Source organism: Rhizobium sp. RCC_161_2, from assembly GCF_041355235.1.
Taxonomy (GTDB): Bacteria; Pseudomonadota; Alphaproteobacteria; order Rhizobiales; family Rhizobiaceae; genus Rhizobium.
On record NZ_JBFUPL010000003.1, the window covers coordinates 452,157 to 467,498 of the forward strand.

Consider the following 15,342-nt stretch of genomic DNA (forward strand, 5'->3'; position numbering starts at 1 on the left):
GAAACACACCATCTTACACGGGAAAACAGGCTGCGATCGGCACAACCAGGCTCGATCACGGCCTTCTGTTCATCTGGCATTCATCGGCTGTGGCATTCCTGCCCACCTGCGTCACTTTTTCCATTTCGATCAATAAGATTTGCGATTTCTGATATAGTCATCGCGCGTAAGCGGGAGTATACAACCCGCATTCCAATCGGCCTTTGCGCTGTTGTCAGACTTGCGGTTCTGTCTTTGGACCCCTCCGCACCATCGAGAGCGATCCCCGACAATGTCGGATCAGATTTTCCAGGCCGCCCCAACCCGGCGGGCCGCACCGAATTTTCGTGTAGTAGCGCTTATCGTCGCAAGCGCCATGTTCATGGAGCAGCTTGACGCAACCGTGCTCGCCACGGCCCTGCCGACCATGGCGAGGGACTTCGGCGTTAGCGCACCGGCGATGAGCATCGCGCTCACCTCCTATCTGCTCAGCCTCGCAATCTTCATTCCGGCGAGCGGCGCCATTGCCGACCGCTTCGGCTCGCGCACCGTCTTCCGAACGGCGATTGCCATTTTCGTCGTCGGCTCGATCCTCTGCGCCCAGGCGCCGAATCTGTTTCTCCTCGTCATCGCCCGTCTGATACAGGGCCTCGGCGGCGCCATGATGCTTCCAGTCGGCCGCCTGGTGCTGATGCGCAGCGTCGCGCGCAAGGATATGGTGAACGCCATGTCCTGGCTGCTCATTCCGGCGCTTGTCGGCCCGATCCTCGGCCCGCCGGTCGGCGGCCTGTTCGTCACCTATCTCGACTGGCGCTGGATCTTTTACATCAACGTACCGATCGGCATCATCGGTTTCATCCTGGTATCGATGTTCATCGAGGAGGTGAAGGGTCCGAGAAATGGCCGTTTCGACCTCTCGGGCTTCATCCTCTCAGGCATCTCGCTCGGCTCGCTGCTGTTCGGCTTCGAAATGTCGAGCCGCGAGGGCGAAGGCTACATGGCCATTTTCCTGATCGCGATCGGCCTGCTGTTCGGCATCGCTTACCTGCGCCATGCCCGCAAGCACCCCTCGCCGATCATGGATTTCTCGCTGATGAAGGTGCCGACCTTCCGCACGTCCGTCATCGCCGGCTCGCTGACCCGCATCAGCCAGGGCGCGCATCCGTTCCTTATTCCGTTGATGCTGCAGCTTGGCTTCGGCATGTCGGCGGCCGCCGCCGGCCAGATCGCGATTGCAACCGCGCTCGGCTCGATGGCGATGAAGCCGTTGCAGGTCAGGATCCTGCGCACGCTCGGCTTCCGCACCGCCCTGTTGATCTTCGGCGTGATCGGCACGCTCGGCTATGGGCTTTGCTCGATCTTCCAGCCCGACTGGCCCCTGCCGGTGATTTTCGCGATCCTGTTCTTCTGCGGCTTCTTCATGTCGTTCCAGTTCACGGCCTACAACACCATCGCCTATGACGAGATCGAACGCGATCAGATGAGTTCAGCGACGAGCTTCTACTCGACGTTCCAGCAGTTGATGCTGTCGCTCGGTATCTGCATCGCCGCCCTTGCCCTGCATGGCTCGACGCAGCTGCGCGGACACGCGACCGCCGAAATGAGCGACTTCTCCGTCGCCTTCATCGTCGTCACCGCAATCGCGCTTCTCGCCGGGATCTGGAATGCCCAATTCTCACGCACGGCCGGCTCCGAAATCAGCGGCCACCGCAAGAAGTCGCCCGAGGATATGCTCGGCGGGCACTGAGAGCCGCGAGTGCTAATATCGGGTTCCACCCGAAGCTGGTGGGACAGCAAAGAGCGCAGCAGAAACCCTTACAAAATCACGCCTTCTTTACAGGAAATAATCTCTGCAGATTGAGTTTTGCAGAGGGATCGCCGTGCTCTTCCGCCTTTCGGTACCAAGCAACGGCTTTCTCCATGTCTCGTGGCAGACCAAGGCCAGCTTCCAACATGTAACCTATGCTGTTTTCTGAGGCAGCGTCGCCTTGCTCGGCAGCCTTGCGGAACCAAAAGATGGCTTGGGCATAATCCTGAACTGTGCCGCGACCATACTCATACATCGCGCCGAGATTGTTCTGAGCTCTAGAATGCCCTTGTTGTGCCGCTCTTCGAAACCAAATGACGGCCTGCGCATCGTCCTGGTTCACGCCCCGCCCCCAAAGATACATATAGCCGATATTATTCTGGGCGTCAGAGATACCTTCGGCGGCAGATTTGGAAAACCACATCGCGGCCTTCGCGTCATTTTGTGAAACCCCATGGCCTAATAGATATAATAAGCCGAGATTGTCCTGTGCACTGGTGTCGCCTTGCTCCGCAGCTTTCTGGTACCAAGCGGCTGCCGCCTCATAGCTTTGGGTCACTCCATAGCCGTGCTCATATAGTAAGCCGAGATTGTACTGTGCCTTGGTGTCGCCTTGCTCCGCAGCTTTCTGGTACCAAGCGGCTGCCACCTCATAGTTTTGCGTCACGCCATAGCCGTGCGCATAGAGAAAACCAAGACCAAATTCCGCTTGCGCATTATCTTGGACAGCTAGAGCTTGCCAATCGTTCAAGGCTTTCTTGTAGTCCCCATGCACATAGGCATCTTTCCCATCGTCAACAAAAGCACCTGACGCTAAGCAAAAGACGGCTATCGAAGTGACGACAATCCTTGCGAAGTGCATGATCTCTTCCTTGAATTTTCTCTATGGTCTTATAGACGATAATATACCGCCTGTGTCAGCCGGCAGTTTTGCAGAAATCCCAATTAAAGCGAGAGTTTTGCGACGCGACAAGAACAGTCGTTCTGCGCCAGTTGAGCATGCAGAATGCTTCACGAAAATATTCGCGCAAAAAACGCCCATGCCGCAAGCGGATTCGGCACATAATCTGGCTTGATCTCACATCTCAGCTAAGAGCTGGCCCTTAGACCGGGGCTTTCCGCTTCACAGCTTGCCTGAATCAAGACAACAAAAAAGGCCGGGCTAACCCGACCTCTTCCTTCATCGCCTCAACGATCTATGCCAGTACATCCGTGGTCAAAGACCGGAGGCAGATGCTTACAGAGATTCCAGCTGATCAGCCGACATCTTGCCCGAACGCTTGTCCTTGACAAGCTCGTAGGAAATCTTCTGGCCGTCACGCAGGCTGCTCATTCCAGCGCGTTCAACAGCGGAAATGTGCACGAAAACGTCCGTTGCGCCGTCGTCAGGCTGAATGAAACCAAAACCCTTGGCAGCATTGAACCACTTTACAGTACCTGTGCTCATAACGATGACCTTTCAATCACTCATATAAAGATCGCATTCCAGGCAACCGCCTGGGTGCAGTAGACCGATTTTGAGAGGAAGTTCGTCAGTGTCGCGCAGAGTGCGTCGAGGCAAAGTTCATTCAGCAATATCGATGCACGGCTTATAACGGAGGATCTAATCCTCCACAAGGAAAAACATATAAAACACCGAAAACGACCAAATATTTCATAAAAATCGGCCCCTGCGACATAAAATCATCACGTCTTGAGAGACAAGATTCGCTAGTCGTTTTCCAGATATTTTCCTGATTCTCGGGTCGATTTCTGCAAGATTTATCGGAGTTTTTCTTTCCGTTTCGCCGGCTTTAGCGGCAAGTTCTCGCCTTATTTCTTGGGAAACGGCAGAATTATATCGCCAATACGGACGTCATCCGATACAGGATGGGATTTCTCGCCTAGCGAGCGCGGAAACGATCCCGCGCAAGTCGGCAAGCACCGCCAACGCCGACACGAACCCTGGAGGCCAACATGGCGCCCAACAAAGACAACCTATTCGGATCCAAAAAGCAGGCATCCCTGGTCAAGGCCAGCCAGCTCGACTCCACCGTCAGGGATATCCTGGCCAGTGAGCAGACGAGCCGCGAGAAGAAGACGGCGCGCCTGCGGGAGCTTCGCCTGCAGCAGGAAGCATTGCTACCGCCAGAGGAACCAAAGACAAAAGCCAAGAAGAAGACCGCCAAGACATCCGGATAGGCAAAGCCGGATCCGATCTGTGACGTCGCAACGGACGTTACGCGTTTGGTGAACACTGTCTCCATGGACTGCGCATTGAATTGACGGCGGCTTCCGCCCTAAATAGCGACCCATTGCACAATCCGTTCTGGAGCATCCCATGGTCGCCGGCATTCACCACATCACGCTGATCACCCGCAAGGTGCAGGCGAATGTCGATTTCTACGCAGGCTTTCTCGGCCTGCGGCTCGTCAAGCGCACCGGCGGCTTCGAGGATGCGACGCAACTGCATCTCCTCTACGGCGATGCCAAGGGATCTCCGGGATCGTTGATCACCTTCCTCGTCTGGGAAGACGGTGCCCCCGGCCGCGCCGGCGTCGGCCAGGTCGGCGAAATCTCGCTTGCCATCGACCCGATGAGCATCGGCTTCTGGTTGACGCGCGCGCTGAGCGCCGGCCTCAAGCCGGAAGGCCCTTCCGAGGAATTTGGCGAGCCGGTCCTGCGCCTGAAGGATCCCGACGGCGTCATCGTCAAGCTGGTCGGCGCGGCGGAGCTGCCATCGGCCGCCCCCTGGGCCAGCGACAAAATCCCGCCCGAACATGCCATCCGCCGCATTCGTGGCGCAACGCTCTTCAGCGAGACGCCCGAGCAGACGCAAAGCCTTCTGGTCAAACACTTCGACTACCAGCGCCAAGCGGTCAACGGCGCGATCAGCCGCCTTGTCGCCGAGCCCGGTGATATCCTCGACATTCGCGACGCCAGCGGCTTCTGGGCAAGCGCGCAGGGAACGGGCACTGTCGACCATGTGGCCTTTCGCGCCGCCGACGATGTTGAATTGCAGGCCGTGCACGACGGGCTGCAGGCGCTCAACTCCTCGCCGACGGTAACGCATGACCGGAAATATTTCCGCTCGCTCTATGTCCGCGAGCCCGGCGGCATCCTGTTCGAGCTTGCCACGGATGCGCCGGGGCCGCTGGTGGATGAAGACGAGGCGACGCTCGGCACGCGCCTGTTTGCGCCCGACGACAATCCGGAGCGACTGGCGGAACTGAATGTCATCCTGCCGCAATTTTCGATGCCCGGCGAACCACGCGTCATCTACCGCGACCTGCCCTTCATCCATCGCTTCTTCACGCCGCCAGAGCCGAACGGAAACACCTTCATCCTGCTGCACGGCTCCGGCGCCAGCGAGACGACGATGCTACCGATCGCCCACAAGGTCGATGCACAGGCAACTTTGCTCGGCGTACGCGGCCGGGCGCTGGAGGAAGGCTCACCGCGCTGGTATCGCCGCATCACGCCCTTCTCCTTCGACCAGGCGGATATTGCCAGAGAGGCGGAAGCCTTCGCCGCCTTCATCGACGGCGCGATCCATGCCTATGGCCTCGACCCCGAGCGCATCGTCTATATCGGCTATTCGAACGGCGCCAACCTGCTCAACGCCATGCTGTCGCTGCAGCCCCGCGTCATCCGCCGCGCCGTGCTGCTGCGCTCCATGGCCGTGCTCAGCGACCCGCCACCGGCGGACATGTCGGACGCCGACGTGCTGATCATTGCCGGTGAGAAGGACATGTACGGTCCATACTCCCAACCCCTCGCCGAACGCCTGCGGGCCGGCGGCGCAACGGTGAACTTGCAGACCATCCCCTATGGCCATGAACTGGCCGACGCCGACGTGCCGCTCATCCAGGCCTGGTTGAAGCGCTCGAACTGAGCGCTTCAACGGTGGCAACAGAAACATGCGCTTTCCTGCATCGGATAGGGATTACTTCGACAGCTGCGATAGGAAGAAGGCGGCGGTGCCCTGATGAGCCGCCGCCGCTTGCGGACCCGATTTCAGGAAGAAATTATGCGCGCCGCCCTGATAGACATTCAGACTGACTGATCCGCCGAGACCCTGTGCCATCCGCTGCAATTGCCGCGCCGTTGCGACGGGAAAGACCCGACCGGCGCTCCCCCAGGCCATGTAGAGTGGCGGCAGGGAGCGTACCGGCTGCGAGTAGCCATCCGGAAAACCGCCATCGACAAGCACGAGCGCGCCGATATCGCGCCTGTCAACCGAAGCGGCGGCGGCTGTCTGCGCTCCCAAGGATATGCCAAGCACGCCAACCTTGCCGGCATAGCTGGGCTGATTGTTGAGATAGGAAACCACACCGCGAACCATCGCGATCCAGTCCTGCCACCGCGTCGCATAGTAGGCAATGCGAGCGGGTGCACTGCCGGCGCGGGCAATGGCCTGCTGATCGGCCGGTGAGAGCAGATGAACGAGATAGGCATCAAGGCCGGCAGCATTCAAGCTCCGCCCGAGTTCATCATAGGCGGGCGGAGCAAAGCCATGGCTGCCGCTCAGGATGATCACCGCCGGACGCGCGGCACCTGAACTGTTCGCAAAGCCCTCGACCAGAACATTGCCGGCGGGTGTCGCCACGTTGAACTGACTGCCGCCGGCGGCTTCGGCGTTTCCGCATGCGAGAGATAGCAAGAACGTCAAGACGACGGCAAAAGTGGCTCGCATGCACCCATACTCCGACAGAGGTGCGCGGATATTGCACAGCCTCTGCGGCCGAATAAAGGGCCATTGGGTGAGCAATACCAACCGACCTAAGATCACCCCTTGAACGTATACTCCGCGATCGACTCCGGCTTCATCTCGATGGAAAAGCCCGGCAGGCTCGGCGGCATGTAGGCGGCGTCGCGGATCACGCAGGGGTCGATGAAATGTTCGTGCAGGTGGTCGACATATTCGATCACGCGGCCGTCCTTGGTGCCGGAAACGGCGATATAGTCGATCATCGACAGGTGCTGCACATATTCGCAAAGCCCGACGCCACCGGCATGCGGCCAGACCGGCAGGCCGTATTTCGCAGCGACCAGAAGCACGGCCAGAACTTCGTTCAGTCCGCCCATGCGGCAGGAATCGATCTGCACGATGTCGATCGCACCTTCGGCAATGAACTGCTTGAACATGATGCGGTTCTGGCACATCTCGCCGGTCGCGACCTTCACCGGGCCGATCGCCTGACGGATCTTGCGGTGGCCGGCGACATCGTCGGGGCTGGTCGGCTCCTCGATGAAGAAGGGTTTGGCGAAGGCGAGCTTGTTGACCCAGTCGATCGCTTGCCCGACTTCCCAGACCTGGTTGGCGTCGATCATCAGGTAGCGATCGGGGCCGATCACTTCGCGGGCGATGGTGAGGCGGCGGATATCGTCCTCGAGATCGCGGCCGACCTTCATCTTCACATGGTTGAAGCCGGCGTCGATCGCCTCCTGGCACAGGCGGCGCAGCTTGGCATCCTCATAGCCGAGCCAGCCGGCCGAGGTCGTGTAGCAGGCATAGCCCTCACGCTCGAGGGTGGCAATGCGCTCCGCCTTGCCGGGCTCGGCCTTCTTCAGAATGGCGACAGCCTCGTCGCGGGTGAGAACGTCGGTCAGATAGCGGTAGTCGACGATATCGGCGATCTGTTCCGCATCCATCTCGGCCACCAGCCGCCAGACCGGCTTGCCGGCTTCCTTGGCGAGCAGATCCCAGACTGCATTGACGACGGCGCCGGTGGCCAGATGCATGGCGCCCTTCTCCGGGCCGATCCAGCGGAGCTGGCTGTCACTGGTCAGGTGCCGCCAGTATTTTCCGGGATTGTCCAGCACGGCCGCAAGCTCGGTGCCGACGACCAGATGCCGCATCGCCTCGATCGCCATGCAGCAGATGTCGTTGCCGCGACCGATGGTGAAGGTCAGGCCGTGCCCCGCAAGACCGGGCTTGTCGGTGTCGAGAATGACGTAGGCGGCGGAGTAATCCGGATCCGGGTTCATCGCATCCGAGCCGTCGAGGCTCTGCGACGTGGGGAAGCGCAGGTCGAATACGCGGAGATTGGTGATGCGTGTCATGGGAAACTCCTTCTAAATCTCTCGGGCGATCCCTCGGTCGTCAACCGAGATCGAATTCTTCCCAGATCGCCGCATTATGCTCGCCGACCTCGGGGGCCGCACGCTCGAATTTCGGTCTCTGTCCATCGATCCGGATGGGAGAACGCGTTGTCGCCAGGGAAACGCCATCGCCGCGCCCAACTGTCTGCAACATATCCAGCACTCCGAACCCTTCGCTCTGCAGCAACTCCGGCCAGTCCAGCACCTTGGCGCACCAGATGTCCGCCGGCTCCAGGACGGACAGCCATTCATCGACCGTGCCGGTAGCAATGCGCGCCGCAATCAGCGCCTTGATCTCGTCTCGCGCCGTGAACCAGCTTTTCGGATCGTCGCGATAGGGCGCAAGTTCGTCCATGCCAAGCAAGTCGGCAAGTTTCGAAATCGGCGTCATGGCAATGGCAAGATAGCCGTCGCTGGCCGGATAGACGCCGTAGGGTGCCGAGAGATAGGCGTGGGCGCTGCGAAAATCGGAGCGCTGCGGCAGTTTATTGCCGCTGTTCATGTGGACGGTCAGAACCTCCACCTGCAGATCGACAAGCGCCTCCAGCAGGCTCGTCTCTACCAGCCCGCCCTTGCCGGTAATGCCGCGACGCACCAGTGCCGCCAGAATACCCTGTGCCGCCGCTGCCCCCGCCAGCATATCGCCGATCGCCAGACCGAACGGCACCGGCCCCTGCCCTTCATCGCCGTTCAGCCACATGACACCGGAGCGCGATTGCGCCAGCAGATCCTGCCCGGGACGAGAGACCCAGGGACCCTCCTCGCCATAGCCGCTGATCGAGCAATAGACGAGCCGCGGGTTGATGTTGCGTGTGGCCTCGTAACCCAACCCAAGCCGCTCGATTACACCCGGCCGAAAGTTCTGCACCAGGACATCGGCCTGCGAGATCAGCCGGCGCAGCGCCTGCATGTCGCGCTCGCTCTTGAGGTCGATCGCCAGGCTTTCCTTCGAACGGTTGATGGCATGGAAGATGGTCGAATCGCCGCTCTCGGCGTCGCTGAGATAGAGCCTACGGGAAAGATCGCCGCCTTCCGGCCGCTCGATCTTGATGACCCTGGCGCCAAAATCCATCAGTCTGAGGGTGCAATAGGGTCCGGACAGGAACTGGCTCATATCCACGACCAGCAGGCCGGCCAGCGGCAATTCCTTTTCCACCACCATCGCTATTTCCGTTCCCCGACATCGCTCCCGGCAGGCTGCACACCCAGATTGATCGGCACAATCGCCAACCGAAACCCTGCATCCGCGGCCTTTAGTTTTCTTATGTAAATAGTATTTTCACATATGGATAAGTTTTGCAAACAAAAAGAGGTGGCATAATCGACCCGCCACTCGACCCAGACCGCCCGAAAATGCGTTATAGCTTTCACAGCAACGCGAATTGTTGAGAGGAGATTTGAGATGACGACAGTCAAATTGCTGAATGATGCGGAGGCCGAGGCGATCCCGGCGGTCAAGGCCGTGTTCGACGACATCCGCACCGTCAGAAAATCCGATTTCATCAATAATTTCTGGCGTGGCCTTGCCAATGATCCCGCACTTCTGAAGCGCACCTGGGAAGGGCTGAAGGCAGTGATGATGGCCGAAGGAGCGCTCGATCCGCTGGTGCGCGAGATGATTTATATTGCCGTCTCCACGGCTAACGGCTGCACCTACTGCGTCCACTCGCATACCGCAGCCGCCAGGGCAAAAGGCATGACGGACGCGCAGCATGGCGAATTGCTGGCTGTCATCGGCCTTGCCGGACAGACCAATCATCTGGTCACGGCGATGCAGATCCCCGTCGATCCGGAATTCGATGTCAGCCGTCGCTGACATCGCAAAAAAGAGCCCGCCGACATCAGCCGGCGGGCTCTTCAATAGATCACACGCTATTTTTTAGCGATCCGACTTTTCCGTCGCCTGGCCCGTCGCAGCAACCGCGACGACATCGACGCCGTTGCTCACGGCCAGGAGCCGTTTGCGGACGAGAACACCCATCACACGGGCCGCGGTCGAAAAGGTCATCGTGTCCAGCGGACCTTCGCCCGCCCAGGGCTTGGTCAGCCGCTCGGTGACCGCCGAAACGATATTGTTCGGCACGATGTCGGTGCATTCGCGCATGGCTTCAAAAACGACGCTGACGGGGAAAATCCTCCCGTCGAACGTCACGATCGGTTCAGTGACCTCAGTATCCCATTCCTCGAATGCATACAGCGCTTCGCGGAAGAGCTGCTGCAAGGTAATGGGGGCATGACCCTCATGAAGGGGCGGCAAGGCATTCGACATGTCTGTCTCCTTTCAAGTGGAAGTCCGGCGCATAATGTAAGATTAATCGGCCTCTCCCCGAGGCCCACGCGCTGCTTCTGGATCTGGCGCGCCCCGGATGCATCAATCGGACAAGCGGCGCGGCAAATCATCTTCTATGACCGGCGCAACGCGGGAAGCACACAAAATGTTCCCGCCGGTCACTTAACTTGATCAAGTCTATAGATTAATCTCGACTTGAAAAGCCTCTTTCGGAATTTTCTGTAATTATCTATATTTTTGAATGACTTCGTCGTAGACTGAAATCAGACTTCTCCTTCGGAAGAGATGCGAATCTCCTCTAGGTAGTGAAAGGACCGTCATGAGCAACGACCACGGACATGATCACGACCACCCTCATTCCGACCACTGGCGCGACAATGGCGTGAAGGTCATTCCGGGCAATTCGCTCGATCCGAACACGGCGCAGACGCCGGGCATGAACCGGGCGACAGCCATCAGCAATGCCCGCGCCGGCGCCGAGAAGATCTGGGCCGGAACGGTGACGATCCACGCCAACGCCAAGACCGGCGCCCATCATCACGGCGATCTCGAAAGCATCATCTACGTCGTCAAGGGCAAGGCCCGGATGCGCTGGGGTGATAACCTCGAATTTGTCGCTGAAGCCGGCCCGGGCGATTTCATCTTCGTGCCGCCCTTCGTGCCGCATCAGGAGATCAATGCCAGCCGCGACGAAACGCTGGAATGTGTGCTGGTTCGCTCCGGTCAGGAACCCGTCGTCGTCAACCTCGATATCGAACCGGTGGAAAAGCCGGAGGAAGTGCTCTGGATCGATCCAATCCATCGCTGATATGCATAATTCGCATGCAATCAGATTCTCAGATGCACAATAATATATCATTCCTATAGAAAATTAGTTCTCGATCAGGCACAGCTCAAAAAGAGTTTTTCAGAAGTGCGGTGCACAACAAATGTTCCTGCTTCGCGTGACCGGCGGCCGTCTGAAATGATTGAGGCTGTCAACGAGACAATGGCGTCTCAATCACATGGAACAGGATTTCCCATGACGAAAAAGTCTTCTCAGGGTCTCGATGCACTGCGCTTCTCGCGCCGGACCGGCCTTGCAGCCCTCATTGCTTCCGCTGTCGCCGTTATTGGCTTGACGGTCGCCACCCCCTCCTTTGCCGCCGACAAGACGATCAAGGTCGGCATCATCAGCGGTGAAGACGAAGACGTCTGGCGCGTGGTCACCACGGAAGCCGCCAAGAAGGGACTGAAGATCGAAACAGTCGTCTTCAACGACTATACGCAGCCGAACGAAGCCCTTGAGCGCGGCGAAGTCGACGCCAACGCCTTCCAGCACCAGCCCTATCTCGACAACCAGATCAAGCAGCACGGCTATCACATCGTCCGCGTCGGCTATACCGGCGTCTGGCCGATCGGCCTCTACACCAAGAAGTACAAGACTGTCGCCGAGCTGCCGAAGGGCGCCGTCATCGGCGTGCCGAACGATCCGTCCAATGAAGGCCGTGCGCTCCGCGTGCTGCAGAACGAGGGCGTGATCAAGCTCAAGGACGGCACCGGCATTCTCGCGACCGTCGCCGACATCGTCGAGAACCCGAAGAATGTCGAAATCAAGGAGCTCGATGCCGGTATCGTCGGTCGCTCGATCGACGACCTCGACGCCGCCGTCGTCAACACCGACTGGGCACTGAAGAGCGGGCTTTCGCCAAAGGACCGCATCGCGCAGGAGCCGATCGACGGCAACCCCTACCGCAACTTCATTGCCGTCAAGCAGGGCAACGAGAACGAAGCCTGGGTAAAGACGCTGGTCTCCGCCTACCAGAACGATACGGTTAAGGCCGAGTTCGAGAAGGTCTACAAGGGCACTGGTCTCAGCGCCTACTAACAGCAATTCAGCGCCGGGGGCTGCGCTGAAAACCAAGGCGGCCTGGGCATTTTGCTCGGGTCGCCTTTGGTGTTTTCAGCAGATCGGCACCCGACGACACAAGCCGAGAGAAGATTGACATGAACTCCTTCGTTTCCGCCACCGCGATCAACGGACATGCGCCGCCCGGCTCACTGGGCAATGACGAGATCATCCGTCTCGTCGATGTCCGCCGCAGGTTCGGCACGACGCCGGCGCTCGATGGTATTTCGCTGACTGCCCGGCGTGGCGAAATCGTCGGCATTATCGGCCGCAGCGGCGCCGGCAAATCGACGCTGATCCGCTGCCTGAACGGGCTGGAGCGCGCCGATAGCGGCGAGATCCATATCGAAGGCCGCGACATCGTCGGCCTGTCGGAAAACGAACTGCAGCCGCTGCGCCGCCGCATCGGTATGATCTTTCAGCATTTCAATCTTCTGTCGGCAAAGACGGTGGAAGAGAATGTTGCCCTGCCACTGAAGATCGAAGGTGTAGCCAAGGCCGAGCGCCTGAAACGTGCCCGCGATCTGCTCGACCTCGTCGGCCTTGCCGATAAAGCGAAGGCCTATCCCGCGGCCCTCTCGGGCGGCCAGAAGCAGCGCGTCGGCATTGCCCGGGCTCTTGCTGCTCGCCCCGCCCTTCTCCTCTCCGACGAAGCCACCTCTGCCCTTGATCCCGAAACGACACGCTCGATCCTGGCGCTGCTCAAGGACATCAACCGCAAGCTCGGCCTGACCATCCTGCTCATCACCCATGAAATGGAAGTGATCCGCTCGGTTGCCGATCGCGTCGCCGTCATCGATGCCGGCAGGATCGTCGAAGAGGGAGCCGTCTGGTCGGTCTTTGCCAATCCGCAGACCGAAATCACCGCAAGCCTGCTCAGCACCATCCGCCCGCAACTCCCCGAGCACATCGCCGAACGCCTGTCGCCGGCCTCGGGTGTCGAGGCTATTCTCAGCATCGACCTCGCCGGCCCGGCCGCGCAAGGTGCGCTGTTCGCCGAGCTCTCGGCGGCGTTGCCGCATTCCTTCCGCCTCGTGCATGGCGGCATCGACCATATTCAGAATCAGCCCGTCGCCCGCTTCTTCATCGCGGTGCCGATGCGCGATCCGGAGCTGCCGGCCCAGGTGACTGATTTTCTGACGGCCCGGTCCGCCCGGGTGGAGGTTCTAGGCTATGACAACTGACATCATCCTTGGCCTGCTCTGGCGCTCCTTCTGGGAAACCATCTGGATGACCGGCGCATCCGGCCTGCTCTCGCTCGTCATCGGCCTACCGCTTGGCCTCGCGCTTGTTGTCACCAGCCGTGACGGCATCGCCGAACAGCTCACCGTAAACCGCATCCTCGCTGCCCTGGTCAACGGCTTCCGCGCCGTGCCCTTCGTCATCCTGCTGATTGCCCTGATCCCACTGACACGGCTGATTGTCGGCACGGCACTTGGCACGACGGCTGCCATCGTACCGCTCACCATCGCCGCCATCCCCTATTACGCCCGCATCGCTGAGGTATCGCTGCGCGAAGTCGATCGCGGCCTGATCGATGCTGTGCGCGCCATGGGTGGCAATCGCTGGACGATCATTCGCGAAGTGCTGGTGCCGGAAGCCCTGCCCGGTATCGTCGCCGGTTTCACCGTGACGCTGGTGACCCTGATCGGCGCGTCCGCCATGGCCGGCACGATCGGCGGAGGAGGCCTGGGTGACCTTGCCATCCGCTACGGCTACCAGCGGTTCGAGACCGGCGTAATGATCGCCGTCGTCGTCGTGCTCATCATCCTCGTCTGCGGCATGCAATGGCTCGGCGACCGCCTCGTCGCCAAGCTCGATCATCGCTAGGCGGTCATTTAGCCACGATGACGGAATGCGGCTGCCGGATGACTTGGCGGCAGCCGCCCGTCGCCTCGACCGAACAGCTTCTGGCGCAGCGTGCCCTCGGCATAATCCGCCTTGAACAGCCCGCGCTCCTGCAGCACGGGAATGACGAGATCGACAAAATCGCGCAGGCTTTCCGGCGCCACCGTGCGCGCCAGATTGAAGCCGTCGATCCCGCCCTCCTCCATCCATAGCTGAAGACGATCGGCAATTTGCTCCGGCGAACCAACCATCGGCTTCTGTCGGCTGCCGAGCACCATCTGGTCGATGATCTCTCGTGGGGTCATCGCCGGCTTGCCGCTCGCCTTACCGGTAACCACGGCAAGAGCCGCCTGCTGCGCATTCGTCGTCTTCTGTTCGATCGGCTCGTCAAGGCCGAACTTCGAGAGATCAATGCCGATCGAGCTGGAATAATGCGCGAGCGATGCCTCGACGCTGGCATGGCGGCGATAATCCTCCAGCCTGTCCTCGGCCTCCTTCTTGGTTCGCCCGACGACTACGGTGATAAGATTGAGGATCTTTAGGTCGTCGGCACGCCGACCGAAATCCACGGCCCGTTGCCGGAGCCCATCCGTCATCGGTTTCGCACTCTGCGGCGCGGGGCTCGCAATGAAGACGCATTCGGCGTGGCGGGCGGCAAAATCCTGGCCCCGCGCCGAAGCGCCCGCCTGGAACAGCAAGGGCGTACGCTGCGGCGACGGCTCGCTCAGGTGAATGCTCTCCATCCGGTAATGGCTGCCCTCATGCCGGACAGCGCGCACCTTGGAGGGATCGGCAAACAGCCCGCCCGTCTTGTCGCGCTTGACCGCATCATCGTCCCAACTTCCCTCCCAGAGCTTGTAAACAACCTGGAGATACTCTTCGGCGGCATCGTAACGGGCATCATGATCAGGCTGGCGCTCCATCCCCATGCTGCGAGCAGCGCTGTCGAGATAGCCGGTGACGATGTTCCAGCCGATGCGGCCCTTGGTCAGGTGATCGAGCGTCGACATCCGCCGCGCGAATAGAAACGGTGGCTCGTAGGTCGTGTTGACGGTGACGCCGAAGCCCAGATGTTTGGTCACATAGGCCATGGCCGAGAGCGGGATGATCGGGTCGTTGACCGGTATCTGCGCACCGGTGCGGATCGACGTCTCGGGACTGCCCTTATAGACGTCATAGACACCGACGATATCGGCGAGGAAAATACCATCAAGCTTGCCGCGCTCGGCCGTGCGCGCGAAATCCACCCAGTAATCGAGATCGGTATAATTCAGCGACAGATCGCGCGGATGTGTCCAGAGGCCGTGGTTGATATGCCCGATGCAGTTCATATCGAAGGCGTAGATCTGCATCGGCTTCATTGTACGGTCCTCAACCCTTGAATTCATCGTCCCGCCTGTTTTCCTTCAGCGACCGCAAAAAGATCCGGAGTTTCGCGATATTTGG

Annotated in this window: 15 protein-coding genes; 8 read left to right on the plus strand and 7 right to left on the minus strand. The window is 59.8% G+C overall.

Features of this window, described 5'->3' with window-relative positions; all coding sequences use genetic code 11:
- Positions 1-271 precede the first annotated feature (271 nt).
- Positions 272-1,726, plus strand: a complete 1,455-nt coding sequence (locus AB6803_RS09990; protein ID WP_174052234.1) for a DHA2 family efflux MFS transporter permease subunit — start codon at positions 272-274, stop codon at positions 1,724-1,726.
- A 76-nt stretch (positions 1,727-1,802) separates the two neighbouring features.
- Here the strand turns inward: AB6803_RS09990 and AB6803_RS09995 are convergent, their stop codons facing one another.
- Complete coding sequence (locus tag AB6803_RS09995) at positions 1,803-2,648, minus strand: tetratricopeptide repeat protein (RefSeq protein WP_371108733.1); 846 nt, start codon at positions 2,646-2,648, stop codon at positions 1,803-1,805.
- A gap of 375 nt (positions 2,649-3,023) precedes the next feature.
- Positions 3,024-3,233 carry a cold-shock protein gene (locus tag AB6803_RS10000; RefSeq protein ID WP_007703204.1) on the minus strand — a complete coding sequence of 70 codons (210 nt, stop codon included), beginning with the start codon at positions 3,231-3,233 and terminating at the stop codon, positions 3,024-3,026.
- A gap of 509 nt (positions 3,234-3,742) precedes the next feature.
- Between AB6803_RS10000 and AB6803_RS10005 the strand changes: the two genes are divergently transcribed.
- Positions 3,743-3,967, plus strand: coding sequence for a hypothetical protein (locus tag AB6803_RS10005; protein WP_007703207.1), 225 nt, complete (start codon positions 3,743-3,745; stop codon positions 3,965-3,967).
- 139 nt (positions 3,968-4,106) lie between these two features.
- Entirely contained in the window at positions 4,107-5,660 is a 1,554-nt protein-coding gene (locus AB6803_RS10010) for a VOC family protein (protein ID WP_371108734.1), read from the plus strand.
- A 51-nt stretch (positions 5,661-5,711) separates the two neighbouring features.
- On the opposite strand, the gene AB6803_RS10015 is transcribed toward AB6803_RS10010, so the two are convergent.
- From AB6803_RS10015 to AB6803_RS10025, 3 genes are all read right to left on the minus strand, one after another.
- The gene (locus tag AB6803_RS10015; protein ID WP_371108735.1) at positions 5,712-6,461 is read right to left on the minus strand and encodes a dienelactone hydrolase family protein; all 750 of its coding nucleotides are present in this window, start codon (positions 6,459-6,461) and stop codon (positions 5,712-5,714) included.
- Positions 6,462-6,553: 92 nt separating this feature from the next.
- Positions 6,554-7,831: an L-fuconate dehydratase gene (locus AB6803_RS10020; protein ID WP_371108736.1), complete on the minus strand. Its 1,278-nt coding sequence runs from the start codon at positions 7,829-7,831 to the stop codon at positions 6,554-6,556.
- 40 nt (positions 7,832-7,871) lie between these two features.
- Positions 7,872-9,032, minus strand: a complete 1,161-nt coding sequence (locus AB6803_RS10025; RefSeq protein WP_371108737.1) for a CaiB/BaiF CoA transferase family protein — start codon at positions 9,030-9,032, stop codon at positions 7,872-7,874.
- A gap of 240 nt (positions 9,033-9,272) precedes the next feature.
- Between AB6803_RS10025 and AB6803_RS10030 the strand changes: the two genes are divergently transcribed.
- The gene (locus tag AB6803_RS10030) at positions 9,273-9,686 is read left to right on the plus strand and encodes a carboxymuconolactone decarboxylase family protein (protein WP_371108738.1); all 414 of its coding nucleotides are present in this window, start codon (positions 9,273-9,275) and stop codon (positions 9,684-9,686) included.
- A gap of 63 nt (positions 9,687-9,749) precedes the next feature.
- On the opposite strand, the gene AB6803_RS10035 is transcribed toward AB6803_RS10030, so the two are convergent.
- Positions 9,750-10,139, minus strand: a complete 390-nt coding sequence (locus tag AB6803_RS10035; RefSeq protein WP_371108739.1) for a hypothetical protein — start codon at positions 10,137-10,139, stop codon at positions 9,750-9,752.
- 340 nt (positions 10,140-10,479) lie between these two features.
- Between AB6803_RS10035 and AB6803_RS10040 the strand changes: the two genes are divergently transcribed.
- From AB6803_RS10040 to AB6803_RS10055, 4 genes are all read left to right on the plus strand, one after another.
- A complete protein-coding gene (locus AB6803_RS10040; RefSeq protein ID WP_174160998.1) occupies positions 10,480-10,968 on the plus strand; it encodes a cupin domain-containing protein in 489 nt (162 codons plus the stop codon).
- 213 nt (positions 10,969-11,181) lie between these two features.
- Complete coding sequence (locus AB6803_RS10045) at positions 11,182-12,027, plus strand: MetQ/NlpA family lipoprotein (protein WP_371108740.1); 846 nt, start codon at positions 11,182-11,184, stop codon at positions 12,025-12,027.
- A gap of 119 nt (positions 12,028-12,146) precedes the next feature.
- Positions 12,147-13,232 carry a methionine ABC transporter ATP-binding protein gene (locus AB6803_RS10050; RefSeq protein WP_371108741.1) on the plus strand — a complete coding sequence of 362 codons (1,086 nt, stop codon included), beginning with the start codon at positions 12,147-12,149 and terminating at the stop codon, positions 13,230-13,232.
- Complete coding sequence (locus AB6803_RS10055; protein ID WP_371108742.1) at positions 13,222-13,878, plus strand: methionine ABC transporter permease; 657 nt, start codon at positions 13,222-13,224, stop codon at positions 13,876-13,878. The genes AB6803_RS10050 and AB6803_RS10055 overlap by 11 nt, the downstream gene beginning before the upstream one ends.
- Positions 13,879-13,886: 8 nt before the next feature.
- Here the strand turns inward: AB6803_RS10055 and AB6803_RS10060 are convergent, their stop codons facing one another.
- A complete protein-coding gene (locus tag AB6803_RS10060) occupies positions 13,887-15,257 on the minus strand; it encodes an LLM class flavin-dependent oxidoreductase (protein WP_371108743.1) in 1,371 nt (456 codons plus the stop codon).
- Between the last annotated feature and the right edge of the window lie 85 nt (positions 15,258-15,342).

What these genes read in the sequence shown, in the direction of transcription:
- AB6803_RS10015 (WP_371108735.1), bottom strand. Translation starts at nt 6,461, where the DNA reads ATGCGAGCCACTTTTGCCGTCGTCTTGACGTTCTTGCTATCTCTCGCA.
- AB6803_RS10025 (WP_371108737.1), bottom strand. Translation starts at nt 9,032, where the DNA reads ATGGTGGTGGAAAAGGAATTGCCGCTGGCCGGCCTGCTGGTCGTGGAT.
- AB6803_RS10045 (WP_371108740.1), top strand. Translation starts at nt 11,182, where the DNA reads ATGACGAAAAAGTCTTCTCAGGGTCTCGATGCACTGCGCTTCTCGCGC.
- AB6803_RS10055 (WP_371108742.1), top strand. Translation starts at nt 13,222, where the DNA reads ATGACAACTGACATCATCCTTGGCCTGCTCTGGCGCTCCTTCTGGGAA.
- AB6803_RS10050 (WP_371108741.1), top strand. Translation starts at nt 12,147, where the DNA reads ATGAACTCCTTCGTTTCCGCCACCGCGATCAACGGACATGCGCCGCCC.
- AB6803_RS10020 (WP_371108736.1), bottom strand. Translation starts at nt 7,831, where the DNA reads ATGACACGCATCACCAATCTCCGCGTATTCGACCTGCGCTTCCCCACG.
- AB6803_RS09990 (WP_174052234.1), top strand. Translation starts at nt 272, where the DNA reads ATGTCGGATCAGATTTTCCAGGCCGCCCCAACCCGGCGGGCCGCACCG.
- AB6803_RS10000 (WP_007703204.1), bottom strand. Translation starts at nt 3,233, where the DNA reads ATGAGCACAGGTACTGTAAAGTGGTTCAATGCTGCCAAGGGTTTTGGT.
- AB6803_RS10040 (WP_174160998.1), top strand. Translation starts at nt 10,480, where the DNA reads ATGAGCAACGACCACGGACATGATCACGACCACCCTCATTCCGACCAC.
- AB6803_RS10035 (WP_371108739.1), bottom strand. Translation starts at nt 10,139, where the DNA reads ATGTCGAATGCCTTGCCGCCCCTTCATGAGGGTCATGCCCCCATTACC.
- AB6803_RS09995 (WP_371108733.1), bottom strand. Translation starts at nt 2,648, where the DNA reads ATGCACTTCGCAAGGATTGTCGTCACTTCGATAGCCGTCTTTTGCTTA.
- AB6803_RS10030 (WP_371108738.1), top strand. Translation starts at nt 9,273, where the DNA reads ATGACGACAGTCAAATTGCTGAATGATGCGGAGGCCGAGGCGATCCCG.
- AB6803_RS10060 (WP_371108743.1), bottom strand. Translation starts at nt 15,257, where the DNA reads ATGAAGCCGATGCAGATCTACGCCTTCGATATGAACTGCATCGGGCAT.
- AB6803_RS10005 (WP_007703207.1), top strand. Translation starts at nt 3,743, where the DNA reads ATGGCGCCCAACAAAGACAACCTATTCGGATCCAAAAAGCAGGCATCC.
- AB6803_RS10010 (WP_371108734.1), top strand. Translation starts at nt 4,107, where the DNA reads ATGGTCGCCGGCATTCACCACATCACGCTGATCACCCGCAAGGTGCAG.